Source organism: Halopseudomonas pelagia (assembly GCF_009497895.1).
Taxonomy (GTDB): Bacteria; Pseudomonadota; Gammaproteobacteria; order Pseudomonadales; family Pseudomonadaceae; genus Halopseudomonas; species Halopseudomonas pelagia_A.
The window spans coordinates 4,457,259-4,475,819 of record NZ_CP033116.1 but is presented as its reverse complement, the minus strand read 5'-3'; the positions used below and the strand labels follow the sequence as shown (position 1 = coordinate 4,475,819).

At 53.7% G+C, this 18,561-nt stretch carries 14 protein-coding genes and 1 tRNA gene; 13 read left to right on the top strand and 2 right to left on the bottom strand.

What is annotated here, in order from left to right; translation table 11 throughout:
* Nucleotides 1-186 precede the first annotated feature (186 nt).
* The 7 genes from EAO82_RS20435 to EAO82_RS20405 all read left to right on the top strand — a co-directional run bounded on the left by EAO82_RS20435 (nt 187) and on the right by EAO82_RS20405 (nt 5,952).
* The gene (locus EAO82_RS20435; RefSeq protein WP_096345900.1) at nt 187-954 is read left to right on the top strand and encodes an ABC transporter ATP-binding protein; all 768 of its coding nucleotides are present in this window, start codon (nt 187-189) and stop codon (nt 952-954) included.
* Nucleotides 955-966: 12 nt separating this feature from the next.
* Nucleotides 967-1,716, top strand: a complete 750-nt coding sequence (locus tag EAO82_RS20430) for an ABC transporter substrate-binding protein (protein WP_096345899.1) — start codon at nt 967-969, stop codon at nt 1,714-1,716.
* A gap of 44 nt (nt 1,717-1,760) precedes the next feature.
* Nucleotides 1,761-2,453, top strand: coding sequence for an ABC transporter permease (locus tag EAO82_RS20425; protein ID WP_096345898.1), 693 nt, complete (start codon nt 1,761-1,763; stop codon nt 2,451-2,453).
* A 20-nt stretch (nt 2,454-2,473) separates the two neighbouring features.
* Entirely contained in the window at nt 2,474-3,151 is a 678-nt protein-coding gene (locus EAO82_RS20420; RefSeq protein WP_096345942.1) for an ABC transporter permease, read from the top strand.
* A gap of 8 nt (nt 3,152-3,159) precedes the next feature.
* Nucleotides 3,160-4,383, top strand: coding sequence for a methyltransferase (locus tag EAO82_RS20415; protein WP_096345897.1), 1,224 nt, complete (start codon nt 3,160-3,162; stop codon nt 4,381-4,383).
* A 316-nt stretch (nt 4,384-4,699) separates the two neighbouring features.
* Nucleotides 4,700-4,775, top strand: a tRNA-Thr gene (locus tag EAO82_RS20410).
* Nucleotides 4,776-4,881: 106 nt separating this feature from the next.
* On the top strand, nt 4,882-5,952 hold the full coding sequence (locus EAO82_RS20405) for a tyrosine-type recombinase/integrase (protein ID WP_096346991.1): 1,071 nt from the start codon (nt 4,882-4,884) through the stop codon (nt 5,950-5,952).
* 333 nt (nt 5,953-6,285) lie between these two features.
* Here EAO82_RS20405 and EAO82_RS20400 read toward each other — a convergent pair.
* Nucleotides 6,286-7,373, bottom strand: a protein-coding gene (locus tag EAO82_RS20400; RefSeq protein ID WP_096346509.1) for an IS3 family transposase whose coding sequence is annotated in 2 segments (ribosomal slippage) — nt 6,286-7,118 and nt 7,118-7,373 — 1,089 coding nt in all. Because the reading frame shifts where the segments join, the coding sequence is not laid out codon by codon here.
* Between the two features lie 636 nt (nt 7,374-8,009).
* Between EAO82_RS20400 and EAO82_RS20395 the strand changes: the two genes are divergently transcribed.
* From EAO82_RS20395 to EAO82_RS20375, 5 genes are all read left to right on the top strand, one after another.
* Nucleotides 8,010-9,422 (top strand): TolC family protein, encoded by a 1,413-nt coding sequence (locus tag EAO82_RS20395; RefSeq protein WP_174959074.1) that lies wholly within the window; start codon nt 8,010-8,012, stop codon nt 9,420-9,422.
* Nucleotides 9,419-10,525 (top strand): efflux RND transporter periplasmic adaptor subunit, encoded by a 1,107-nt coding sequence (locus EAO82_RS20390; RefSeq protein ID WP_096344606.1) that lies wholly within the window; start codon nt 9,419-9,421, stop codon nt 10,523-10,525. Before EAO82_RS20395 ends, EAO82_RS20390 begins: the two co-directional genes overlap by 4 nt.
* 14 nt (nt 10,526-10,539) lie before the next feature.
* Nucleotides 10,540-13,641 carry an efflux RND transporter permease subunit gene (locus EAO82_RS20385; protein ID WP_096344605.1) on the top strand — a complete coding sequence of 1,034 codons (3,102 nt, stop codon included), beginning with the start codon at nt 10,540-10,542 and terminating at the stop codon, nt 13,639-13,641.
* Nucleotides 13,642-13,655: 14 nt separating this feature from the next.
* Nucleotides 13,656-13,997 carry a P-II family nitrogen regulator gene (locus tag EAO82_RS20380; protein WP_022961489.1) on the top strand — a complete coding sequence of 114 codons (342 nt, stop codon included), beginning with the start codon at nt 13,656-13,658 and terminating at the stop codon, nt 13,995-13,997.
* 147 nt (nt 13,998-14,144) lie between these two features.
* Nucleotides 14,145-15,053, top strand: coding sequence for a cation diffusion facilitator family transporter (locus EAO82_RS20375; RefSeq protein WP_096344604.1), 909 nt, complete (start codon nt 14,145-14,147; stop codon nt 15,051-15,053).
* Nucleotides 15,054-15,592: 539 nt separating this feature from the next.
* On the opposite strand, the gene EAO82_RS20370 is transcribed toward EAO82_RS20375, so the two are convergent.
* Nucleotides 15,593-17,023 carry a tyrosine-type recombinase/integrase gene (locus tag EAO82_RS20370; RefSeq protein ID WP_096344603.1) on the bottom strand — a complete coding sequence of 477 codons (1,431 nt, stop codon included), beginning with the start codon at nt 17,021-17,023 and terminating at the stop codon, nt 15,593-15,595.
* Between the two features lie 358 nt (nt 17,024-17,381).
* Between EAO82_RS20370 and EAO82_RS20365 the strand changes: the two genes are divergently transcribed.
* Complete coding sequence (locus EAO82_RS20365) at nt 17,382-18,452, top strand: tyrosine-type recombinase/integrase (RefSeq protein WP_096348569.1); 1,071 nt, start codon at nt 17,382-17,384, stop codon at nt 18,450-18,452.
* Nucleotides 18,453-18,561: the final 109 nt, after the last annotated feature.

The following is an 18,561-nucleotide window of genomic DNA, read 5'->3' as shown; positions in this document are numbered from 1 at the left end:
CCAAGAGGGTTCTTGGTCATGCGCATTAGCTGTGCTAGCTTTGCCGCATGACAGGATTATTGCAGACGGATCTGTCGATACGCCGGAATCCGGTATGCCGGCCCACCGGTATGCCGGCTCAGCCGGTAGTCATTCATAATCAAGTACCTGTAGCCAGGTGCTATTTGCGCTGACTGGAAACGATACGTGACACCGCCCGCTCTCGAAGTGCGTAATCTGCATAAACGCTACGGCGACCTTGAAGTTCTCAAGGGCGTTGATCTTGTTGCCCACGACGGCGACGTCATCTCCATCCTCGGCTCTTCCGGCTCCGGCAAAAGTACTTTGCTGCGCTGTATCAACCTGTTGGAAAACCCCCACGCAGGACAGATCATCGTCGCCGGCGAAGAAATGAAGCTCAAGCCCGGTCGTGACGGTGCACTGGTTGCAGCTGACAGCAAACAGATCAACCGTCTGCGCGCACGGGTCGGTTTCGTGTTCCAGAGTTTCAATCTGTGGCCGCACATGAGCATCCTCGACAACATTATCGAGGCGCCGCGCCGTGTGCTGGGTCAACCCAAGGCCGATGCGATCGCCGCAGCGGAACTGTTTCTTGAGAAAGTCGGCATCGCCGACAAGCGCCACTCGTTCCCCGCACAGCTCTCCGGCGGCCAGCAACAGCGTGCAGCTATTGCTCGCACCCTGGCTATGCAGCCGCGGGTTATTCTGTTTGATGAGCCGACCTCGGCGCTGGACCCGGAAATGGTCAATGAAGTGCTGACCGTGATCCGCGCGCTGGCCGAGGAAGGGCGTACTATGTTGTTGGTAACCCATGAGATGGGCTTTGCCCGGCAAGTGTCCAGCCAAGTGGTTTTTCTCCATCAGGGTCAGGTCGAGGAAATCGGCACCCCTGAGCAAGTGTTTGATAACTCCAAGTCGGAACGTTGCAGACAATTCATGTCCAGCCAAAAGTAAGGAGCAGTACCCATGAAAAGCTATAAGAAGGTTCTGTTAGCCGCCGCTACCGCCATGCTGATCAGTGCTCCGGCACTGGCCGATGAGCTGCGTATCGGCACCGAAGGGGCGTATCCTCCCTTCAACCTGATCGACAAGAGCGGTGAAGTGGTCGGTTTCGACATCGACATCGCCAAGGCTCTGTGTGAAAAAATGGACGCTGAGTGCACCGTGGTTACTTCGGACTGGGACGGTATCATTCCCGCGCTGAACACCCGCCGTTTCGACTTCCTGGTCGCCTCCATGTCGATCACCGAAGAGCGCGAGCAGGCCGTTGATTTCACCGAGCCCTATTACACCAACAAGCTGCAGTTTGTTGCGCCGAAGGACTCTGACTTCAAGACTGACGAAGCCAGCCTGAAAGGCAAGACCATTGGTGCCCAGCGCGCGACTATTGCTGGCCAGTGGCTGGAAGACAACATGGGCGACGTGGTTGACGTGCGTCTGTATGACACCCAGGAAAATGCTTACCTGGACATGAACTCCGGTCGTATTGACGGTGTGTTGGCGGATAACTTCGTGCAGTACGAGTGGCTGCAAAGCGAAGCCGGTGCCAATTTCGAATTCAAGGGTGACCCGGTATTCGACAACGACAAGATCGGCATCGCTGTACGCAAGGGCGACCCGCTGCGTGAGCGCCTGAACAAGGCTCTGCAGGAAATCATTGATGACGGCACCTACGCCGAGATCAACGACAAGTACTTCCCCTTCAGCATCTATTGACCTGACTGGCCGGGCCCCTCGGGGCCCGGAACTGATACCTGCCCATGCTTGATTTACAAGGTTTTGGTCCAGCCCTGCTCGAAGGGACCTGGATGACCATCCGCTTATCCCTCGCATCTGTCGCACTCGGGCTGCTGCTTGGCCTGTTGGGTGCAAGCGCAAAGATATCCGGAAACCCACTGTTACGTGGTGTGGGCGGTTTCTATACGTCGGTTGTGCGTGGCATTCCTGAAACGCTCTGGGTGTTGCTGGCCTATTACGGCACCACCTCCATTTTCAATTACCTGGGTAGTTTTTTTGGCAATCCCTACCTGACGCTGAGCCCCTTCATTGCGGGCACCATGGCGTTGGGTCTGTGTTTTGGTGCCTACGCTACCGAGGTATTTCGCGGCGCATTATTGGCCATTCCCAATGGTCAGAAAGAGGCTGGGTTGGCGCTGGGCATGTCTGGCCCGCGAATTTTCTGGCGCATCACTTTGCCGCAATTGTGGCGTGTCGCGCTGCCTGGCCTGGGAAATCTGTATCTCATCCTGCTCAAGGATACCGCTCTGGTGTCGCTCATCAGCCTGGAAGAAATCATGCGCAAGGCACAGGTGGCATCGAACGCGACCAAGGAACCTTTCACCTTTTACTTTACCGCCGCAATGATCTACCTGGGACTGACAGTGATCATTATGGCCGCGCTGCACGTGTTTGAGCGTCGAGCGAATCGGGGCTTCGTGAGGACTGAACTGTGAGCTGGGCCGAACGCTGGGAAATGGTTGCGCGGTTCCTGCCAGCTCTGCTCGATGGGATGTTGGTGACGCTGGAGCTGGTCGCCGTCGCAATAGTAGTCGGTTTGATCCTCGCGATTCCGCTGGGCATCGCCCGCGCCTCTCGCCATTGGTATGTTCGCGCGCTGCCGTACATCTATGTGTTCTTCTTTCGCGGTACCCCGCTACTGCTGCAGTTGTTTCTGGTCTATTACGGCATTTCGCAATTCGAGGCCGTGCGCGAGAGCATATTCTGGCATTACCTGCGCGAGCCATACTGGTGTGCACTCATCACTATGACGCTGCATACAGCGGCTTATATTGCCGAGATACTGCGCGGTGCCATTCAGTCGGTTCCCGGTGGTGAAGTCGAGGCGGCTCGCGCCTTGGGTATGTCCCGTCGGCAGGCTCTGCAATACATCATTTTGCCGCGCGCAGTGCGCATCGGTCTGCCCGCCTACGGCAACGAAGTGATTTTGATGCTCAAGGCCAGCGCCGTGGTCTACACCATTACGGTGATGGACATTATGGGCGTGGTAAAGGGCATCAACTCCCAGACGTATCAGTTCGAACTCTTCTATCTGGTTGCGGGCGTCATCTATCTGGTCATCACCATTGCCTTCACGCAGCTGTTCAAGCTGGTCGAGCGCTGGTTGAAGATTGAGGCCAGCCAGAAGCGCTGAGGACCGCCATGGACTATGTTGAGCGATTCCAGCAGTTGGATGCCTGGCTGGTTCAACATCAGTCCGTGTGGCGCGCCACGCCCTTTACCCAGCTCAAGCTATCCTGGGAGCAGGAGTGGCCGGAATTGGCCGCCTGGCTGCGCTCACGTAGCCTGAGTGAGGCCGAGCAAGCCCATACGCAACTGCAAGCCCTCGACGCCCCTGACCCTTTTCGCCACCTGTGTGAACAAGCAGGTATCTTGAGCCAGGTTCCAGATTGGTCTGCGGAGCCGACGCGAAGCTGGCCGGAGTTGCTGGAGCGGCATATTCCTGGGCGCAAATGGCAGCAGATCACCCGATTTGCCCATGCCAGTCAGCGCGGCTGGAGCCGGCCGCCACAGCATTGGCTAGACTGGTGCGCTGGTAAGGGGCATCTTGGGCGCTTACTGGCGTGGCAGGGCGGTGAGCCGCTGACTTGTCTGGAACAAGATGCACAGCTCAACCGGGACGGGCGGATGCTCAGCCAGACGCTGCAGGTGGATGCTGCGCACCTTGACTGCGACGTACTGACGCCGAGAGCCTGGCGCCAGTTGCGGCCTGAGCATAGCCTGGTCGCGCTGCATGCTTGCGGTCAGTTGCATATGACCCTGCTGCAACAGGCCGCGCACGCGGGTTGCGCACAAATAGCTCTGTCGCCGTGCTGCTATAACCGGATTGACGGGGACAGCTATCATCCATTATCCACACTCGCACAGCAGTCCCGCCTGCAGCTCACCAGGCACGACCTCAGTCTGCCGCTGCAAGCTACCTATACCGCAGGCCGGCGCGCGCGGCGGCTGCGCGACCAATCGATGGCCTGGCGCCTGGCATTTGATCTGTGGCAGCGCGAGGCCAGCGGGCGCGATCTGTACTTGCCCACGCCCTCCAGACCGGAGAGCGCACTGGCGCAGGGCATTGCTGCATTCTGTGCCGACCTGGCCGCGCATCACGGCCTTATACTGCCCAACGGTTTCGACTGGGCCGCGCTGGAAGCACGCGGCTGGCAACGCTTGGCCGAGGTGCGCAATCTGGAGCTGGTTGGCGGCGTATTTCGTCGGCCATTGGAGCTCTGGCTATTGCTTGACCGTGCACTCTTTCTGCAAGAAGCGGGTTATACCGTAAACCTCGGCCTGTTCGCCCCGGCCCACCTGACGCCGCGTAATTTTCTGCTGCTGGGCGAGCGAAATACTGAACAGGCCATCACCAGTCTGTGAACCGGTTGCACACAGACTTATCCACAAGATGCCCAGATAAAACTTATCCCCGCCATCTGTGGATAACAATGTTGATGACTTCTTGGTAGTTTCATAGGAGCCCCTGAATGCGTGGCTTGCAGCGCGCTGATCAAAAACAAACCAAAGTGGATATCTTATTGTAAACAACGGCTTGAGGCAGCTTTGTCAAGTGCTGGTAGAGATTTCATGCACAAGCTGGGCACTAGTCTAAATAAGCAGAAAATTTGGACTTTTTACCCACAAGCGCTGTGGATGGCTTTACACAGAGGCCAAGCTCTATATAATGCGTGCCCATGCCGGTATAGCTCAGTTGGTAGAGCAACTGACTTGTAATCAGTAGGTCCCGAGTTCGACTCTTGGTGCCGGCACCATACAAATCAAGGGCTGCAGCGATGCTGCAGTTTTTGACACCGCATTCAGATGTTCCCGAGGTACAGTTTCAGTACAGTCGTACTGATCGCCGCCTCGGAGAACAGCATGGCAACACTCGTAAAAACCCCCTCTGGTACTTGGAAAGCCCTCATCCGTAAACACGGATGGCCTACCACCTCGAAGACTTTCCGCACAAAACGCGATGCCTCTGACTGGTCCAGACGAGTCGAGGATGAGATGGTGCGTGGCGTTTACATTCAGCGTACCGCTTCTGAACGAATGACTCTTGAGCAGGCTCTCCAACGTTACCTCTCAGAAGTCAGCCCTACCAAAGCGCCGAAAACCCTTTTAAGCGAACAAGGCAGTGCGAAGAACCTAGTCCGAAAGCTTGGTGGTTACTCACTAGCTGCATTGTCTGCAGAGTTGATTTCTGGCTACCGCGATCAGCGGCTGTCAGAGATGACTCGTCGGAAAACACCTGTCAGCAATAATTCGGTTCGTCTTGAACTAGCGTTGCTCAGTCACATGTTCAATGTCTGTATCAGAGAGTGGGGCGTCGGCCTCCCGTTCAATCCGGTCTTGAATGTGCGAAAGCCTGCGGCGGGGAGGGGGCGGGATAGACGTCTGACGCCCGATGAGGAGCGTCGTCTTTATGCAGCCGTTGACGCTCATTCGAACCCTTTTCTAGGCTACATCGTCCGGGTCGCTATTCAGACGGGCATGCGGTCCTCCGAAATCACTAATCTCCGACGGTCGCAGGTAGACATCCGACGCCGGATTATCACATTGGGCGCGACCAAAAACGGTGAACGTCGGGTGGTGCCCCTTAGTAAAGCCGCTACTGCGGTTTTCAGCCAGGCGCTCGACCACCCATACAGACCTATCGACACTGATCTAATTTTTTTTGGGGAGCCGGGCGGCAACGGTCGTCGACGTCCTTATGCATTCAATAAAACATGGCAGCGGATCAGAAACCGACTGGGTATGCGTGATCTGCGTTTTCACGATTTGCGCCATGAGGCTGTTAGTAGGCTAGTTGAGGTCGGTCTATCCGATCAGGAGGTTTCCATGATTAGCGGTCACAAAAGCATGCAGATGGTGAAGCGATACACCCATCTCCGCGCAGAGGATCTCGTGGAGCGGATTGATCTGCTGCGCAAGCAGCGGCAAATCTAGAGAATTCAGCCATCTTTCGCATGCGAAAGATTATATTTGGAGTCTTTTGCGAGGACGCCCCAAAAAGGGCCGAAAAAGGGGCACCTCTTCGCACTATTAGTGAAACCCATAGAATATTGGAGTTTCACGATGGCGAAAGATTGCGAAGCAGCAAAGATAATTGAAGAGCAATTAATTGAAGTTTATGGACTGTTGCTCACTCGTAAGCAGCTTGCGGAAGTTCTGCAGCGAAGGATTGGAGGCCTTAATTGGGAGCTTGGGCGCCATGATAGCGCGTTGAGACGCGCGCTCGGCCGGTAATCCCCCCATTTTTAGCGGGGCTCAGAAGTAGAGTTAGGCCGCCATGGCCAACTTCTGTCGCGGTGTAATGCCGCCCAAGGCCATATTTGGCCGCTCGTTATTGTATGTCCATAACCAATGTGTCGCGAAGTCCTGAACCTCCTCAACGGAGTCGAACAGGTATTGGGCCAGCCAGTCATAGCGCACGGTGCGGTTGTAGCGCTCGATGTACGCATTCTGCTGTGGGTTGCCAGGCTGGATAAAAACCAGCTTAACACCCTGCTTCTCGGCCCAGGCTGCCAGCGTGGCACTGATGTATTCCGGACCATTGTCGCAGCGGATCTGGAGAGGCTTTCCCCGCCACTCGATGATCTGATTCAGAGCTCGTATAACGCGTTCTGAGGGCAATGACAGATCTACCTCAATGCCCAGTCCTTCCCGGTTGTAATCATCGATCACATTGAACAGCCGGTAGCTGCGGCCATCCTCTAGCTGGTCGTGCATGAAGTCCATGGACCAACTGGTATTGATGGCCGTGGGCACAGCCAGTGGTTCTGGTTTCGCACGTATTAACCGCTTGCGGGGCTTGATACGCAGGTTCAATTCCAGCTCCCGGTAGATCCGGTAAACGCGTTTATGGTTCCAGGGGTATCCCTTCACGTTGCGCAGATACAGAAAACACAGACCAAAGCCCCAGTTACGCTGGTTATGGGTCAAACGCACCAGCAAATCAGCGATCTCGGCGTTTTCACTGCTGAGCTTGGCCCGGTAGCGATAGCAGGTCTCACTGATACCGAAGATCACACAAGCCTGGCGAATACTACAGCGAGCAGCGGCAACGGCTTTTTGCGCCATCTCACGGCGGAGAGACGGCTTTACCACTTTCCCTCAAGGGCCTCCTGGCGTAGCTCGGCCTTGAGCCGTTCTTCGGCATACATCTTTTTCAGCCGCCGATTCTCGTCCTCAAGTTCTTTCATGCGCTTGATCATGGAGGTATCCATGCCGCCGAACTTGGCGCGCCACTTGTAAAAACTGGCGCTGCTCATGCCGTGCTCACGGCAGAGGTCAGGCACCGCTACACCGTTCTCGGCTTGCTTCAGGATTGCCATGATCTGGCTGTCGGAAAAACGTGATGTTTTCATTGCAGAATCTCCCTGCGCTTAGCTTACGGAAAATTCTACTTCTGATCACCGCTGTTTTTTGGGGGGATTACCGATGTCAGTGTCCTTGAATTTAGTGGTTCTTGCAGGTCTGAATCATACCCAGGTTATCGAGTCTGTTTTATTTAAGTCAGGTCTTGGTGACTGTGGTTGTCTTGCTGGAAGAAGCTCCTCTCAGCGCGATTATCCTCCAACTGGTTTTTGTTTTTCCAAACAGGGGCCAACAAAAACGCAGCCATAGAAACCTGCAGATAACAGGATTGTCACTTGCGGTTCACTCTCTGGTTAACCTCATCCGGGATAATGGCTCCACGGATTACATTCGAATACCACGGCGAGAGCGCTATGAAATATCGCGAAATATGGACGAACTGAAGTTAGCTTTCGTCCTGTTTGGAGTGAGCACGGGAGTTATGCCAGAAGATCGCGGCTTACGCCTAATGATGACGCCCACCTATATGGATTCGGTGTGAACGCGGATGAGTCTTCGCCTAAAGACGAAGCTTGAAAGCGTGAAACGTTGATTGTGAAAAGTCACCTAGGCAGCGTCACTGTGATCTCCAGCGAAGCTGACCCTACGACATTTCAATTGTTGTTCAACCTAACATGAGGTGGCTTATGCTTGCCCTTTTTTGTTGTCGTCTGCGTGCGTCCGGGTGGTCGCGTCAGGCGAGGCTTTTGCTCTTCGGTAGCATGTTAATGGGATGGTCTAGCTATGGTTGGCCAGCCGATCGTGATACCGCGATCCTGACCTTGTCAGAGACCCTGGCTCGTGTTCTGCAGTCCAACCCCGAACTGGCTGTTTACCCCTATGAAATCCGTGCAGCCGAAGCAAGAACACTACAGGCGGGTCTGCGACCCAATCCCCGTATCTCTGTGGACGTCGACAATGTTCTTGGCAGTGGAGCACTCTCCGGTATTGACGCAATGGAAACCACGCTTGCGCTTAGCCAGGTAATTGAGATGGGTAATAAGCGTAGTCTTCGACGTGACGTCGGTAGTTGGCAGCGCCAGGCGGTAGAGCGTGACTATGAACTTGCGCGCCTTGATGCTCTGGCTGCAGCTGCAAGCCGCTACCTTGAAGTCGCACAAACCCAGAGGTTGCTGAATTTCTCAAAGCAGGTTGTTGAATGGACTCAAGCTTCTGAAGCCGTGGCCAAGAGGCGTTTCGACGTGGGTGGCGCTAGTAGGGCCGAGCTCGGCCGCGCCCGCACAGATTCGATGCAGGCTTCGCTTGAGGTTAGCAATCTCGAAGTACGGCTGGCGAGCGCCAAGCGCCGCCTGGCAGGTTTATGGGGAGAGACTGAACCCGATTTCGCTATTGTGGGGGCGGAACTTTTTTCATTGGTGGAAATACCAGACTTTACCCGCGTTCGGGCCCAGCTTGAGCAAGCGCCGCAGTTGCAACGGTTCCTGACCCAGCGCAGGTTGCGCCAGGCCCAACTTGAACTCGCCATCGCGGCGGGCCGGCAGGACATTGAGGTCGGTGCCGGTTTCAAACACCTTCGGGAAACCAACGATATCGGAATGGTGCTGCAGTTCTCCATGCCGTTGGGCTTGAACGACCAGAATCCGGGGAATATCCAGGCCGCGCGTGAGGACCTCGCGGTACTCGACATGGAGGAGGAGGCAACACGGGTCAGGATTTTTACCGAGCTACGCAACGCATACGCTCAACTCGAGCAGACCCGTCGCCAGGTCACGGTTCTGCGTGACGACATACTGCCCGAAGCACGGGAGACTCTGGAGTTGATCCAGGAAGGTTACCGCGCAGGCCGTTTCTCCTACCTTGAGGTCGTGCAAGCCCGACAGCAAGTGCTCGCGGTCGAGAACGATGCAGTTGTGGCTGCAACCGACTTTCACCAGACCCTTATAACCCTAGAATCCCTTACTGGTCAGCCTCTGACGGGTGCCGGACAAATTCTTACCGGTACCAACACCACCAACGGTCCGCCCTCCGAATTCCGTTTGCCATACCTAGATGGGTCCGCTGTTGATGAGCAAACGTCACGACAGGAAAAGTCACGATGAACAAACTATTGAATCTGGTACTTGGCTGTTTGCTCCTAGTTGCGCAACCGCTCCAGGGTGTCCTTGCCGCAACCGATCCTAAAAAGGAAACACAAGCCACTCACGCCAAAGAAAACGCTTCGCATCAGCATGCAGCGGAGGAGTCAGACGCTGAAGCACAGGACTCTGAAGAGGGACACTCTGAGGAGGAACGTAATCCTGCCGCGGAGGAAGCAGGACATGCCGATCATGCTGAAGAAGTTCAGGGTGAGGGCCACGAAAGTCATGAAGACAGCGAAGAGCCGGTTCTGACTCTCAGTGCCGATCTGTTACGGGATTTAGGTGGTGAAATTGCCGTCGCGGACGCGGGTATCATCCGCCAGCAGGTGTCATTGCCGGGAGAGATCCAGCTTAACAAGGAGGCAGTCACTCACATCAGTCCGCGTTTCGCCGCGAAAATCGTAGAGGTGCGTGCCAAAACTGGTGACAAGGTCAGCGCAGGCCAGACCCTTGCAGTGGCAGAGAGCTCGGAAACTCTTGCACGCTTCAGTCTTCAATCGTTAATCAACGGCGTGGTGATCAACCGGGAGGTTACTCTGGGCGAGCATCTGTCTCCAAGCGACACTGCCTTTGTGGTCGCGGATATGTCAACTCTTTGGGCCGACATTGCGCTATATCCAAGGCAAGTGCCATTGGTGAAGGTTGGCCAGTCGGTCCGCCTGAGCACCAACTATGGCCCGGAGGCGGTTGATGCCCGTATTGATTATGTCTCTCCCTCGGTAGATGAGCGCACGCGTACTGGCTTGGCCCGTGTGTTTCTGTCCAACGAAAACCAGGCGTGGAAACCGGGTATGTTCGTTCAAAGTGACATAGCCATAGGCGAATATCCGGTAGACGTTGTCGTTCCCGAGAGCGCAATCATCGATTTGGAAGGTCAAGCAACGATTTTTGTAAAGGAAGGTGAGCGTTGGGAGCCGCGACCGGTAACCGTAGGTCGCGGCGATGGAAAAATGGCAGAGATCCTCAGCGGTCTCCAGCCCGGTGAAAGTTACGCAATCCAAGGCGGATTCGTGCTCAAGGCGCAGCTGCAAAAGAATGAATTCGAATCCGGTCACAACCACTAGTCTAGGGGAACAGTATGCAAGGCATCATCCGTTTTGCGCTGGATAACCGGCTACTGGTAGTCGCGTTAGCTCTGGCGACGCTTGTTGGAGGCTATTTCGCCTATCGTACTTTGCCGGTGGACGCTTACCCGGATATCTCGCCTGCACTGGTTCAAGTGTTTGTGGAAACTGAAGGATTGGCGCCAGAGGAAGTGGAAAAATACGTTACTTACCCGATCGAAAGTGCCATGAACGGGCTGCCCAAGCTTGATCATGTGCGCTCAATTTCCAACTTCGGGCTATCTGTTGTCAATATTTACTTTGAGGAGGGAACGGACATTTATTTCGCCCGGCAATTGGTGGGCGAACGACTTCAAATGGCTCGGGAGTCAATCCCCGAAGGCTTTGGTGAGCCGGTAATGGGGCCGATTACTACTGGGCTTGGGCAGATCCTGTTTTATGTGCTCGAGGATACCACGGGCCAATATAGCACTACCGAGCTGCGCGAGATTCAAGATTGGATTGTCAAGTTCAATTTGCAGACCGTCAAGGGCGTAACAGAGGTCTTATCTATTGGTGGTGAAGTAAAACAGTTTCAAGTCAATATTGAGCCGAACGCATTGCTCCGTTACGACGTCAGCTTGCCGGAAATCAAGGCGCGAATTGAAGCTAACAACGCCAATGCGGGCGCTCAGTTTATTGTCAAGAATGACGAGGAGTACATTGTGCGCTCGGTAGGTCTCGCCACAGACCTGGAGTCCTTGCGCAATATCGTGGTGAAGACCAATGACGGTACACCTGTATATCTGCATCAACTTGGCGACCTTGAAGTTGGCGGGGAAATTCGTCGTGGACTGACGACCAAAGATGGTAACGGCGAGGTGGTTGTTGGGATGGTATTGAAGCTGATTGGCAGCAATACCTCGAATGTCATCGGCGCTGTGAAGCAGGAGTTGGCGGCGATCAACGACAACCTTCCGGAAGGCATCGAAGTCCAGCCTTATTATGACCAGGCCACTCTGGTCAAGGCGGCTGTAACCACTGTAATCAGTGCACTATTGCAAGGCATTATTCTGGTGGCTCTGGTGCTGTTGGCTTTTATGGGTGGGCTGAGGCCAAGTCTGGTCGTCGCACTGTCCATCCCATTTTCGGTAGGCTTTACCTTTATCGCGATGAAAATCTTTGGCATCTCCGCGAACCTGATGTCATTGGGCGGGCTTGCGATAGCAATAGGCATGATGGTTGATGGCGCGGTTGTAGTTGTTGAAAATGTTGATCGCATGTTGCGTGAGGCTCAACCTGATGAGTCTCGTATGCATATCGTAATGCGTGCCTGCCAGTCGGTTGCACGGCCGATCCTATTTGCAATCAGCATTATCATTATCGTATTTCTGCCGCTGTTTACCTTGCAGGGTGTAGAGGGCGCCACGTTCAAACCGCTGGCATATACGGTGGCGGTGGCAATGTTCGGCTCGCTTATTTTTGCCCTGGTGGTCGCGCCGGTGGTCGCTACGCTACTGATGAAGAGCCCCAAGGTGCGCGAAGACAAGCCACGCAAAGATATTGTCAGCTTTCTGCTCAAGGGCTATAAACCGCTGGTAGAGGCCATGGTCGCCCGCGGCTGGATCGCTTTGGTGCTGGCGGTGGTCGTTTTAGCCGTGGGCGCTGCAGTCGCGCCGCGTTTGGGTTCAGAATTCGTGCCGCGCCTTAACGAGGGTGATCTGTTGATCCGAGCCACCATGGCGCCTTCCATTTCTCTGGAAAAGGCTGAGACCACCATCACCGTCTTCGAACGGCAACTGATGGAAGATTTTCCGGAGGTAACACAAGTGGTTTCGCGTATCGGCCGGGGTGAGGTGGGTGCACACGCTGATCCAGTGAACAACGCAGAAATATTCGTTGCTCTCAAGCCACAGGATGAATGGGTCAGCGCGGACACGTTGGACGGTCTGTATGCCGCGATGAGCGAGCGATTCGAAAGCTTCCCTGGTGCCAAGTTTAACTTTACCCAGCCTATCGCTGCGGCCGTAGATGAGTTGCTCACAGGCACGAAGGCCGAGCTCGCCGCCAAGCTATTTGGTGATGATCTCGATCTGCTGGTTGAAAAGGCCCAAGAAATCGAACAGGTGATGCGTACTGTAAACGGAGCACAGGATGTTCAGCGTGATCAGATCGGTGGCACCCCGCAATTGCGCATTACGCTGGATCGGGCCGCCATTGCCCGCTATGGACTGAATGTTAGCGATGTTCATGACACGCTTAGTGTAGCCGTGGGAGGAAGTGAAGCGGGGCAGGTGTTCGAGGGTATTCGTCGTTTTGATATCTATGTGCGGCTAAAAAAGGAGGCGCGCAATGAGACGGAGGTCATTCGGCAATTGATTTTGGAGAACACCGCTGGGCAGCGAATCCCGCTGGAGGAGCTAGCAGCAATTGAAGAGGTGGTTGGGCCGAGGCAAATCACCCGGGAGAACAATCAACGCTTCATTACCATTCAGACCAACGTACGAGAACGGGACATAGGCTCCTTTGTAGCCGAAGCCGACGCGGCTATTGCCAAGCAGGTTGAATTGCCGCCCGGGTATTTTCTCAAATGGGGCGGCCAGTTTGAGCTTCAGCAACAGGCCAACAAGCGGCTGATGATTGTGGTGCCGATTACCCTGGCGCTAGTTTTCGTGATGCTTTACGCAAACTTCGGCTCACTTCGTAATGCGTTGCTGATCATGCTTAATATTCCGTTGGCTTTGGTAGGGGGTATTGTAGGCTTGTGGATGACAGGGCAGAGCTTGTCGGTGCCCGCGTCGATTGGTTTCATCGCGCTGTTTGGTATCGCATTGGAGAATGGTTTGGTGCTGGTCAGTTATCTCAACGAGTTGGTCAGGGACGGCGTTTCCGTTGCTGAAGCCAGTGTTCGCGCGGCTTGCGCACGGCTACGTGCGGTAATCATGACTGCGGTAACAACGGCGCTCGGTCTATTTCCACTCCTATTTGCCAGTGGTACAGGCAGCGAAGTGCAACGGCCTCTGGCGACCGTCGTGGTCGGGGGGCTGGTGACGGCTACGATTCTCACCCTGTTGGTTATTCCAGCCCTGTATCAATGGTTCGCTGATAAACCAGATGATATCGGCGAAACGCGTTGAAAGGAGATAACGTCATGCAAGAGATCAAAGCTTACATAAAGAACCACAAGCTTGAAGCGGTGACCCTCGCGCTGCATCGGGTAGAGGGTATCAGTGGTATGAGTGTGTCCGAGGTACGTGGTTTTGGACGAAGTAAAGCCCATACCAGCGCATCTAATCCAATTGACGGTACTGCAGATTTCGTCAAGCACGTGAAGATCGAAATAGTGTGCCACGACCAGTACGTGGACGAGGCGCTTGAGGTGCTGAAAGGTTTAGCCCATACAGGGCTTCGCGGCGACGGTCGTATCTTCGTCAGCGATGTCAGTCGGGCGATCCGGATTGAAGATGGTGTGGAAGACAACACAGTGGTGTGACTTCAATACCGTCGAGATTTTGTGGGTGGTATTCGAAAATACCCGCCCGGCAAATTGTCGGGCGATTTTCAAATAGCAATGAGCCTAGAGTTCAGGTTTTGGAACACAAAAACGCTATCATGCTAAACCCATGTGGAGGTGGACCCTATGAGTCATGACCATACCCATATGTCTGGTGGGTCCAAAGACAAACGCGTTGCTATTGCCATCTGGGCTAACGGAATACTGACCATCGCTCAGATAGGGGGCGGGATCTTCGCCGGCAGTCTTGCGTTAATTGCGGACGCCCTACATAACTTTTCGGACATGGCTTCGTTAGTAATTGCTTATGCGGCTCGAAAGATAGCGCGCCGTCCCGCAGATGCAAAAATGACCTTCGGTTACGGTCGAATTGAGGTCGTTGCAGCGCTGATAAATTACACTTCATTGATTATTATCGGGTTTTACCTCGTATACGAAGGCGGCATGCGCATTATTGATCCACCGGAAATAAAGGGCTGGTGGGTAGTCTGGCTGGGCGTTGTTGCGTTGACAGTCGATACATTGACCGCCGTACTCACCTATTCGATGCAGAAAGATAGTGTCAACATTCGCGCTTTGTTTCTGCACAATCTTTCCGATGCACTTGCTTCTGTCGCCGTCATTATTGGCGGTGCCCTTATTCTGCTTTACGACCTACGGTGGGTTGATCCTGCAATCACGATAGGTATCGCCGTGTATGTGCTCTATCTAGGTTTCACCGAAATTGGTGGCACCATCCGGACGCTGATGCTGGGAAGCCCGGTTGATCTGGATGTTGATGCTGTTATTTCCGCGCTCTCAAAGGTCGATGGTGTTATTGATCTACACCATGTGCATTTTTGGCAAATGGAGGAGCACGAGGCATCGCTGGAAGCTCATGTGGTCATCGAACAAAATGCATGGAATCACTTTGAAGAGATAAAACGCGAGATAAAACAGCTTTTGAAGCAAGAGTTCAACATAAAACACTCTACGCTGGAGTTCGAACATTCCGACCACGCCGATATTGATTCGCAATTTTGCGAGCACCGTTAATCCGGGCAGGCTCATTGAAATCCGGATCGTGATCGCCAGATAGCCATCCTTGGATTAATTTGTGAGAAGTCAAATAAGCTGCGTATCATGACTCCAGCAACCATAGTTACGAATCATTAGATCATCCTATGATCCAGCCCGGCTCAGGACACCGGATGTCTGTCCTGCAACTGCCTACACAGGCCGCCGATTTCTCCCCACGTTTCCGCTACCGCCTCGAGCGTCTGCCTAAAGGCTAGTCGCGCTGCAACGCAGATTTTAAATAATTTTTGCGTCTTTATGTTGTTATTTTTGTTTGACGGCGATTGGCACGCGCGTGCAGGCACTGGCAGACATTGTATGTCCTGGATATTCCTGACTGGTCTGTTCGTCATGATCGCCGAAGCGCGGGCCTACAATGTCGCCGAGGGCGACAAGAGGTAAATACACGAAATCACCGGGATGGATCTCTTTGCGTTCATGTACCTCGAGGCCATTGGCAATTCGGATTACCGGTTCAGATGCTAGTTGGTGCTGGCCGATTGCTGCCGTGATTCTTTTCAGTCGATTCGAAGCTCTGACAACGGGATTTCTTTTCCACCGATCATAAATGTACGAGGGGCGTCAGAGTCGACCTCTGCAGGTTTAGCTTCAATTTTTTTTGCCTGAGGTGCCTCCTTACCATAGTCTTTTAGCCAATTTCGGTGCCCAAATGTCTCTTTGAATAAGCTGAGCAGATGGTCGTGCCAGTCATCCAACGCCTTCGCTTTTTCGTCAAAATATGCATATCTGTCGTAGATCGCGTCCACGCTTAGATTCGCGTGATTAAGAATTCGGCTGCGTACGTTCTTGCCCAGGCCCCGGCCTGACATATGAGTCGTGGCGGTTCTCCTCAGGTCGTGAGCAGTGGGCCTTGGATACCCTTCGGCAACTCGGAGTAACCCTTCAGACTTCACTAGCTCCGCGTCGGCGACATACGTGTCATAAAGTCTGCGCATTGCTCGGTTTAATGAAGGTTGGGTCTGATGGGATGTCGTACCTCGACCAGGCAGAACCCAAGGGCTAGGTTTGCCGGTATCGCCGCTCTTTTCCAGTTTTACCGCTTGAAGATGTTTAAGGTGTTGCAAGATTTTGATGATGGGCGTGGAAAGGGGGATTGCGACGGGATTATTGTTTTTCTCAAAGCGGCCAGATCTGTCCCAGATCCCTTTCTCCAAATCCAAGTCGACCCAGCGCATTGCAGCGATAGTCCCCGAACGCTGTGCAAGCATCAAGGAAAGCAATAACGCAAAACGAGTGGCTACGGTAATCGAAGGATTTGCTAAGCGTTTTAAAAACCAAACTAATTCATGCTGATTGAGAGCCCGCTCTCTCGGGGTTTCTTTCGCAATGCTTTTCATCTGTACCAAGGGTGTGGCTTCGATAATTTCCCGCTCTACGCAAAAATTGAATAGCTTTCGGACTACTGCTTGTAAGCGATTTGCTGCGACTGGGGCGGTTTTTGCTTTGTTGTCCAACAGAGCCAGGACCTGTTTGCGCTTAACGTCTTGAAGCTTCATGTCCCCAATGGATTTTACAAAATCGTTCTTGAGCATCCGCTCGTCTTCTTTCCAAGATTTTTTGTTGGCCATGGCCCATTCGAGGTATGTGTCGACGGCATCAGCGACGGAAGGGCTTGTCCGGTACTCGAATAGTTCTAGCGTTTTTTTCTGACCCGGATCGATACCTTGCTCTACTAACTGAGCAGCATGCCTTGACCTAGCTCGAGCATCCGCCAGTGACATTGTTGGATAGGAGCCTAAAGTCAGCCGTCTTGGTTTGCCGTGAAAGCTGTATAGCAGGATGTACGCTATGGATCTTTTGTTAACCCGTACGCCGAAAGTCCCTTGGCCGTAAAGAGGAGGATCGAAGAATTCCTGGCGGTCTTTCTTCGGGTCGTACTTTAGCCGCTTCAGAAAATGCTCTTTCAATGCAGAGCGATTGCTGCTCATGGCCGATCCTTTTTGGGGTAGGTTTCGGGTAGGAGTTTAGCGTTTCGGGTAGGATTCGGGTAGGAGTTTGACCATTTTTATTTCGCGGTTATACGTTGCCTGTTTTGGGCGTTCCCGTTAAATAATCCTTAATTAACATAAGGATAAGCTATAGGTATTTTTTGTTTAAGGCTCGCAGAGCCACTGATTTCGGAGCAATGATACTGACTTGTAATCAGTAGGTCCCGAGTTCGACTCTTGGTGCCGGCACCATACAAATCAAGGGCTGCAGCGATGCTGCAGTTTTTGACACCGCATTCAGATGTTCCCCGAGTACAGTTTCAGTACAGTCGTACTGATCACCACCTCGGAGCGCAGCATGGCAACACTTGTTAAAACCCCATCTGGTACTTGGAAAGCCTTGATCCGCAAGCACGGATGGCCTACCACCTCGAAGACCTTTCGTACAAAACGCGATGCCCTTGATTGGTCCCGGCGGGTCGAGGATGAGATGGTGCGTGGCGTTTACATTCAGCGCACCGCTTCCGAACGAATGACCCTCGAGCAGGCTCTCAAACGTTACCTGTCAGAAGTCAGCCCTACCAAAGCGCCTAAAACCCTTTTAAGCGAACAAGGCAGTGCGAAGAACCTCGTCCGTAGGCTTGGAGGTTATTCGTTAGCAGCACTGTCAGCTGAGCTAATCTCTGGGTACCGCGATCAGCGCCTTTCTGAGACGACGCGACGGAATACTCCTGTAAGCAACAACTCAGTCCGTCTCGAGCTCGCCTTGCTCAGCCATATGTTTAACGTCTGTATCAGAGAATGGGGCGTTGGCCTTCCGTTCAATCCTGTCTTAAATGTGCGAAAGCCTTCGGCTGGTAGAGGGCGGGATAGACGTCTGACGCCTGACGAGGAAAGGCGTCTTTATTCTGCCGTTGACGCCCATTCGAACCCGTTTCTTGGGTATATCGTCCGTGTCGCTATTGAGACTGGAATGCGGTCCAGCGAGGTCACTGGTCTCCGACGGTCTCAGGTAGACCTTCGGCGCAGAATTATCACATTGAGCTCCACAAAGAATGGAGAGTCTCGCGTGGTGCCGCTTAGTATGGCCGCTACTGCAGTCTTCAGGCAGGCGCTCGACCACCCCTTTCGGCCCATCGACACCGATCTGATCTTTTTTGGTGAGCCGGGCGCATATGGGCGCCGACGTCCTTATGCGTTCAATAAAACCTGGCAGCAAATTAGAAACCGGCTAGGCATGCGTGATCTGCGTTTTCATGACCTCAGGCATGAGGCAATCAGTCGGCTGGTTGAGATTGGCCTGTCGGATCAAGAGGTGTCCGTAGTTAGTGGCCATAAAAGCATGCAAATGGTCAAAAGGTACACCCACCTGCGGGCGGAGGACCTCGTGGAGCGGATTGATTTGCTGCGCAAGCAGCGGCAAATCTAGAGAAATACAGCCATCTTTCGCATGCGGAAGATTTTATTTTGAGTTTTTTGCGAGGAGGCTCCAAAAAGGACCGAAAAAGGGGCACTGCTTCGCACTATTAGTGAAACCC

Excerpts from the sequence above, each read along its gene's own strand:
- EAO82_RS20430 (WP_096345899.1), top strand. The coding sequence starts at position 967 with ATGAAAAGCTATAAGAAGGTTCTGTTAGCCGCCGCTACCGCCATGCTG.
- EAO82_RS20425 (WP_096345898.1), top strand. The coding sequence starts at position 1,761 with ATGCTTGATTTACAAGGTTTTGGTCCAGCCCTGCTCGAAGGGACCTGG.
- EAO82_RS20420 (WP_096345942.1), top strand. The coding sequence starts at position 2,474 with ATGGTTGCGCGGTTCCTGCCAGCTCTGCTCGATGGGATGTTGGTGACG.
- EAO82_RS20415 (WP_096345897.1), top strand. The coding sequence starts at position 3,160 with ATGGACTATGTTGAGCGATTCCAGCAGTTGGATGCCTGGCTGGTTCAA.
- EAO82_RS20405 (WP_096346991.1), top strand. The coding sequence starts at position 4,882 with ATGGCAACACTCGTAAAAACCCCCTCTGGTACTTGGAAAGCCCTCATC.
- EAO82_RS20395 (WP_174959074.1), top strand. The coding sequence starts at position 8,010 with ATGCTTGCCCTTTTTTGTTGTCGTCTGCGTGCGTCCGGGTGGTCGCGT.
- EAO82_RS20390 (WP_096344606.1), top strand. The coding sequence starts at position 9,419 with ATGAACAAACTATTGAATCTGGTACTTGGCTGTTTGCTCCTAGTTGCG.
- EAO82_RS20385 (WP_096344605.1), top strand. The coding sequence starts at position 10,540 with ATGCAAGGCATCATCCGTTTTGCGCTGGATAACCGGCTACTGGTAGTC.
- EAO82_RS20380 (WP_022961489.1), top strand. The coding sequence starts at position 13,656 with ATGCAAGAGATCAAAGCTTACATAAAGAACCACAAGCTTGAAGCGGTG.
- EAO82_RS20375 (WP_096344604.1), top strand. The coding sequence starts at position 14,145 with ATGAGTCATGACCATACCCATATGTCTGGTGGGTCCAAAGACAAACGC.
- EAO82_RS20370 (WP_096344603.1), bottom strand. The coding sequence starts at position 17,023 with ATGAGCAGCAATCGCTCTGCATTGAAAGAGCATTTTCTGAAGCGGCTA.
- EAO82_RS20365 (WP_096348569.1), top strand. The coding sequence starts at position 17,382 with ATGGCAACACTTGTTAAAACCCCATCTGGTACTTGGAAAGCCTTGATC.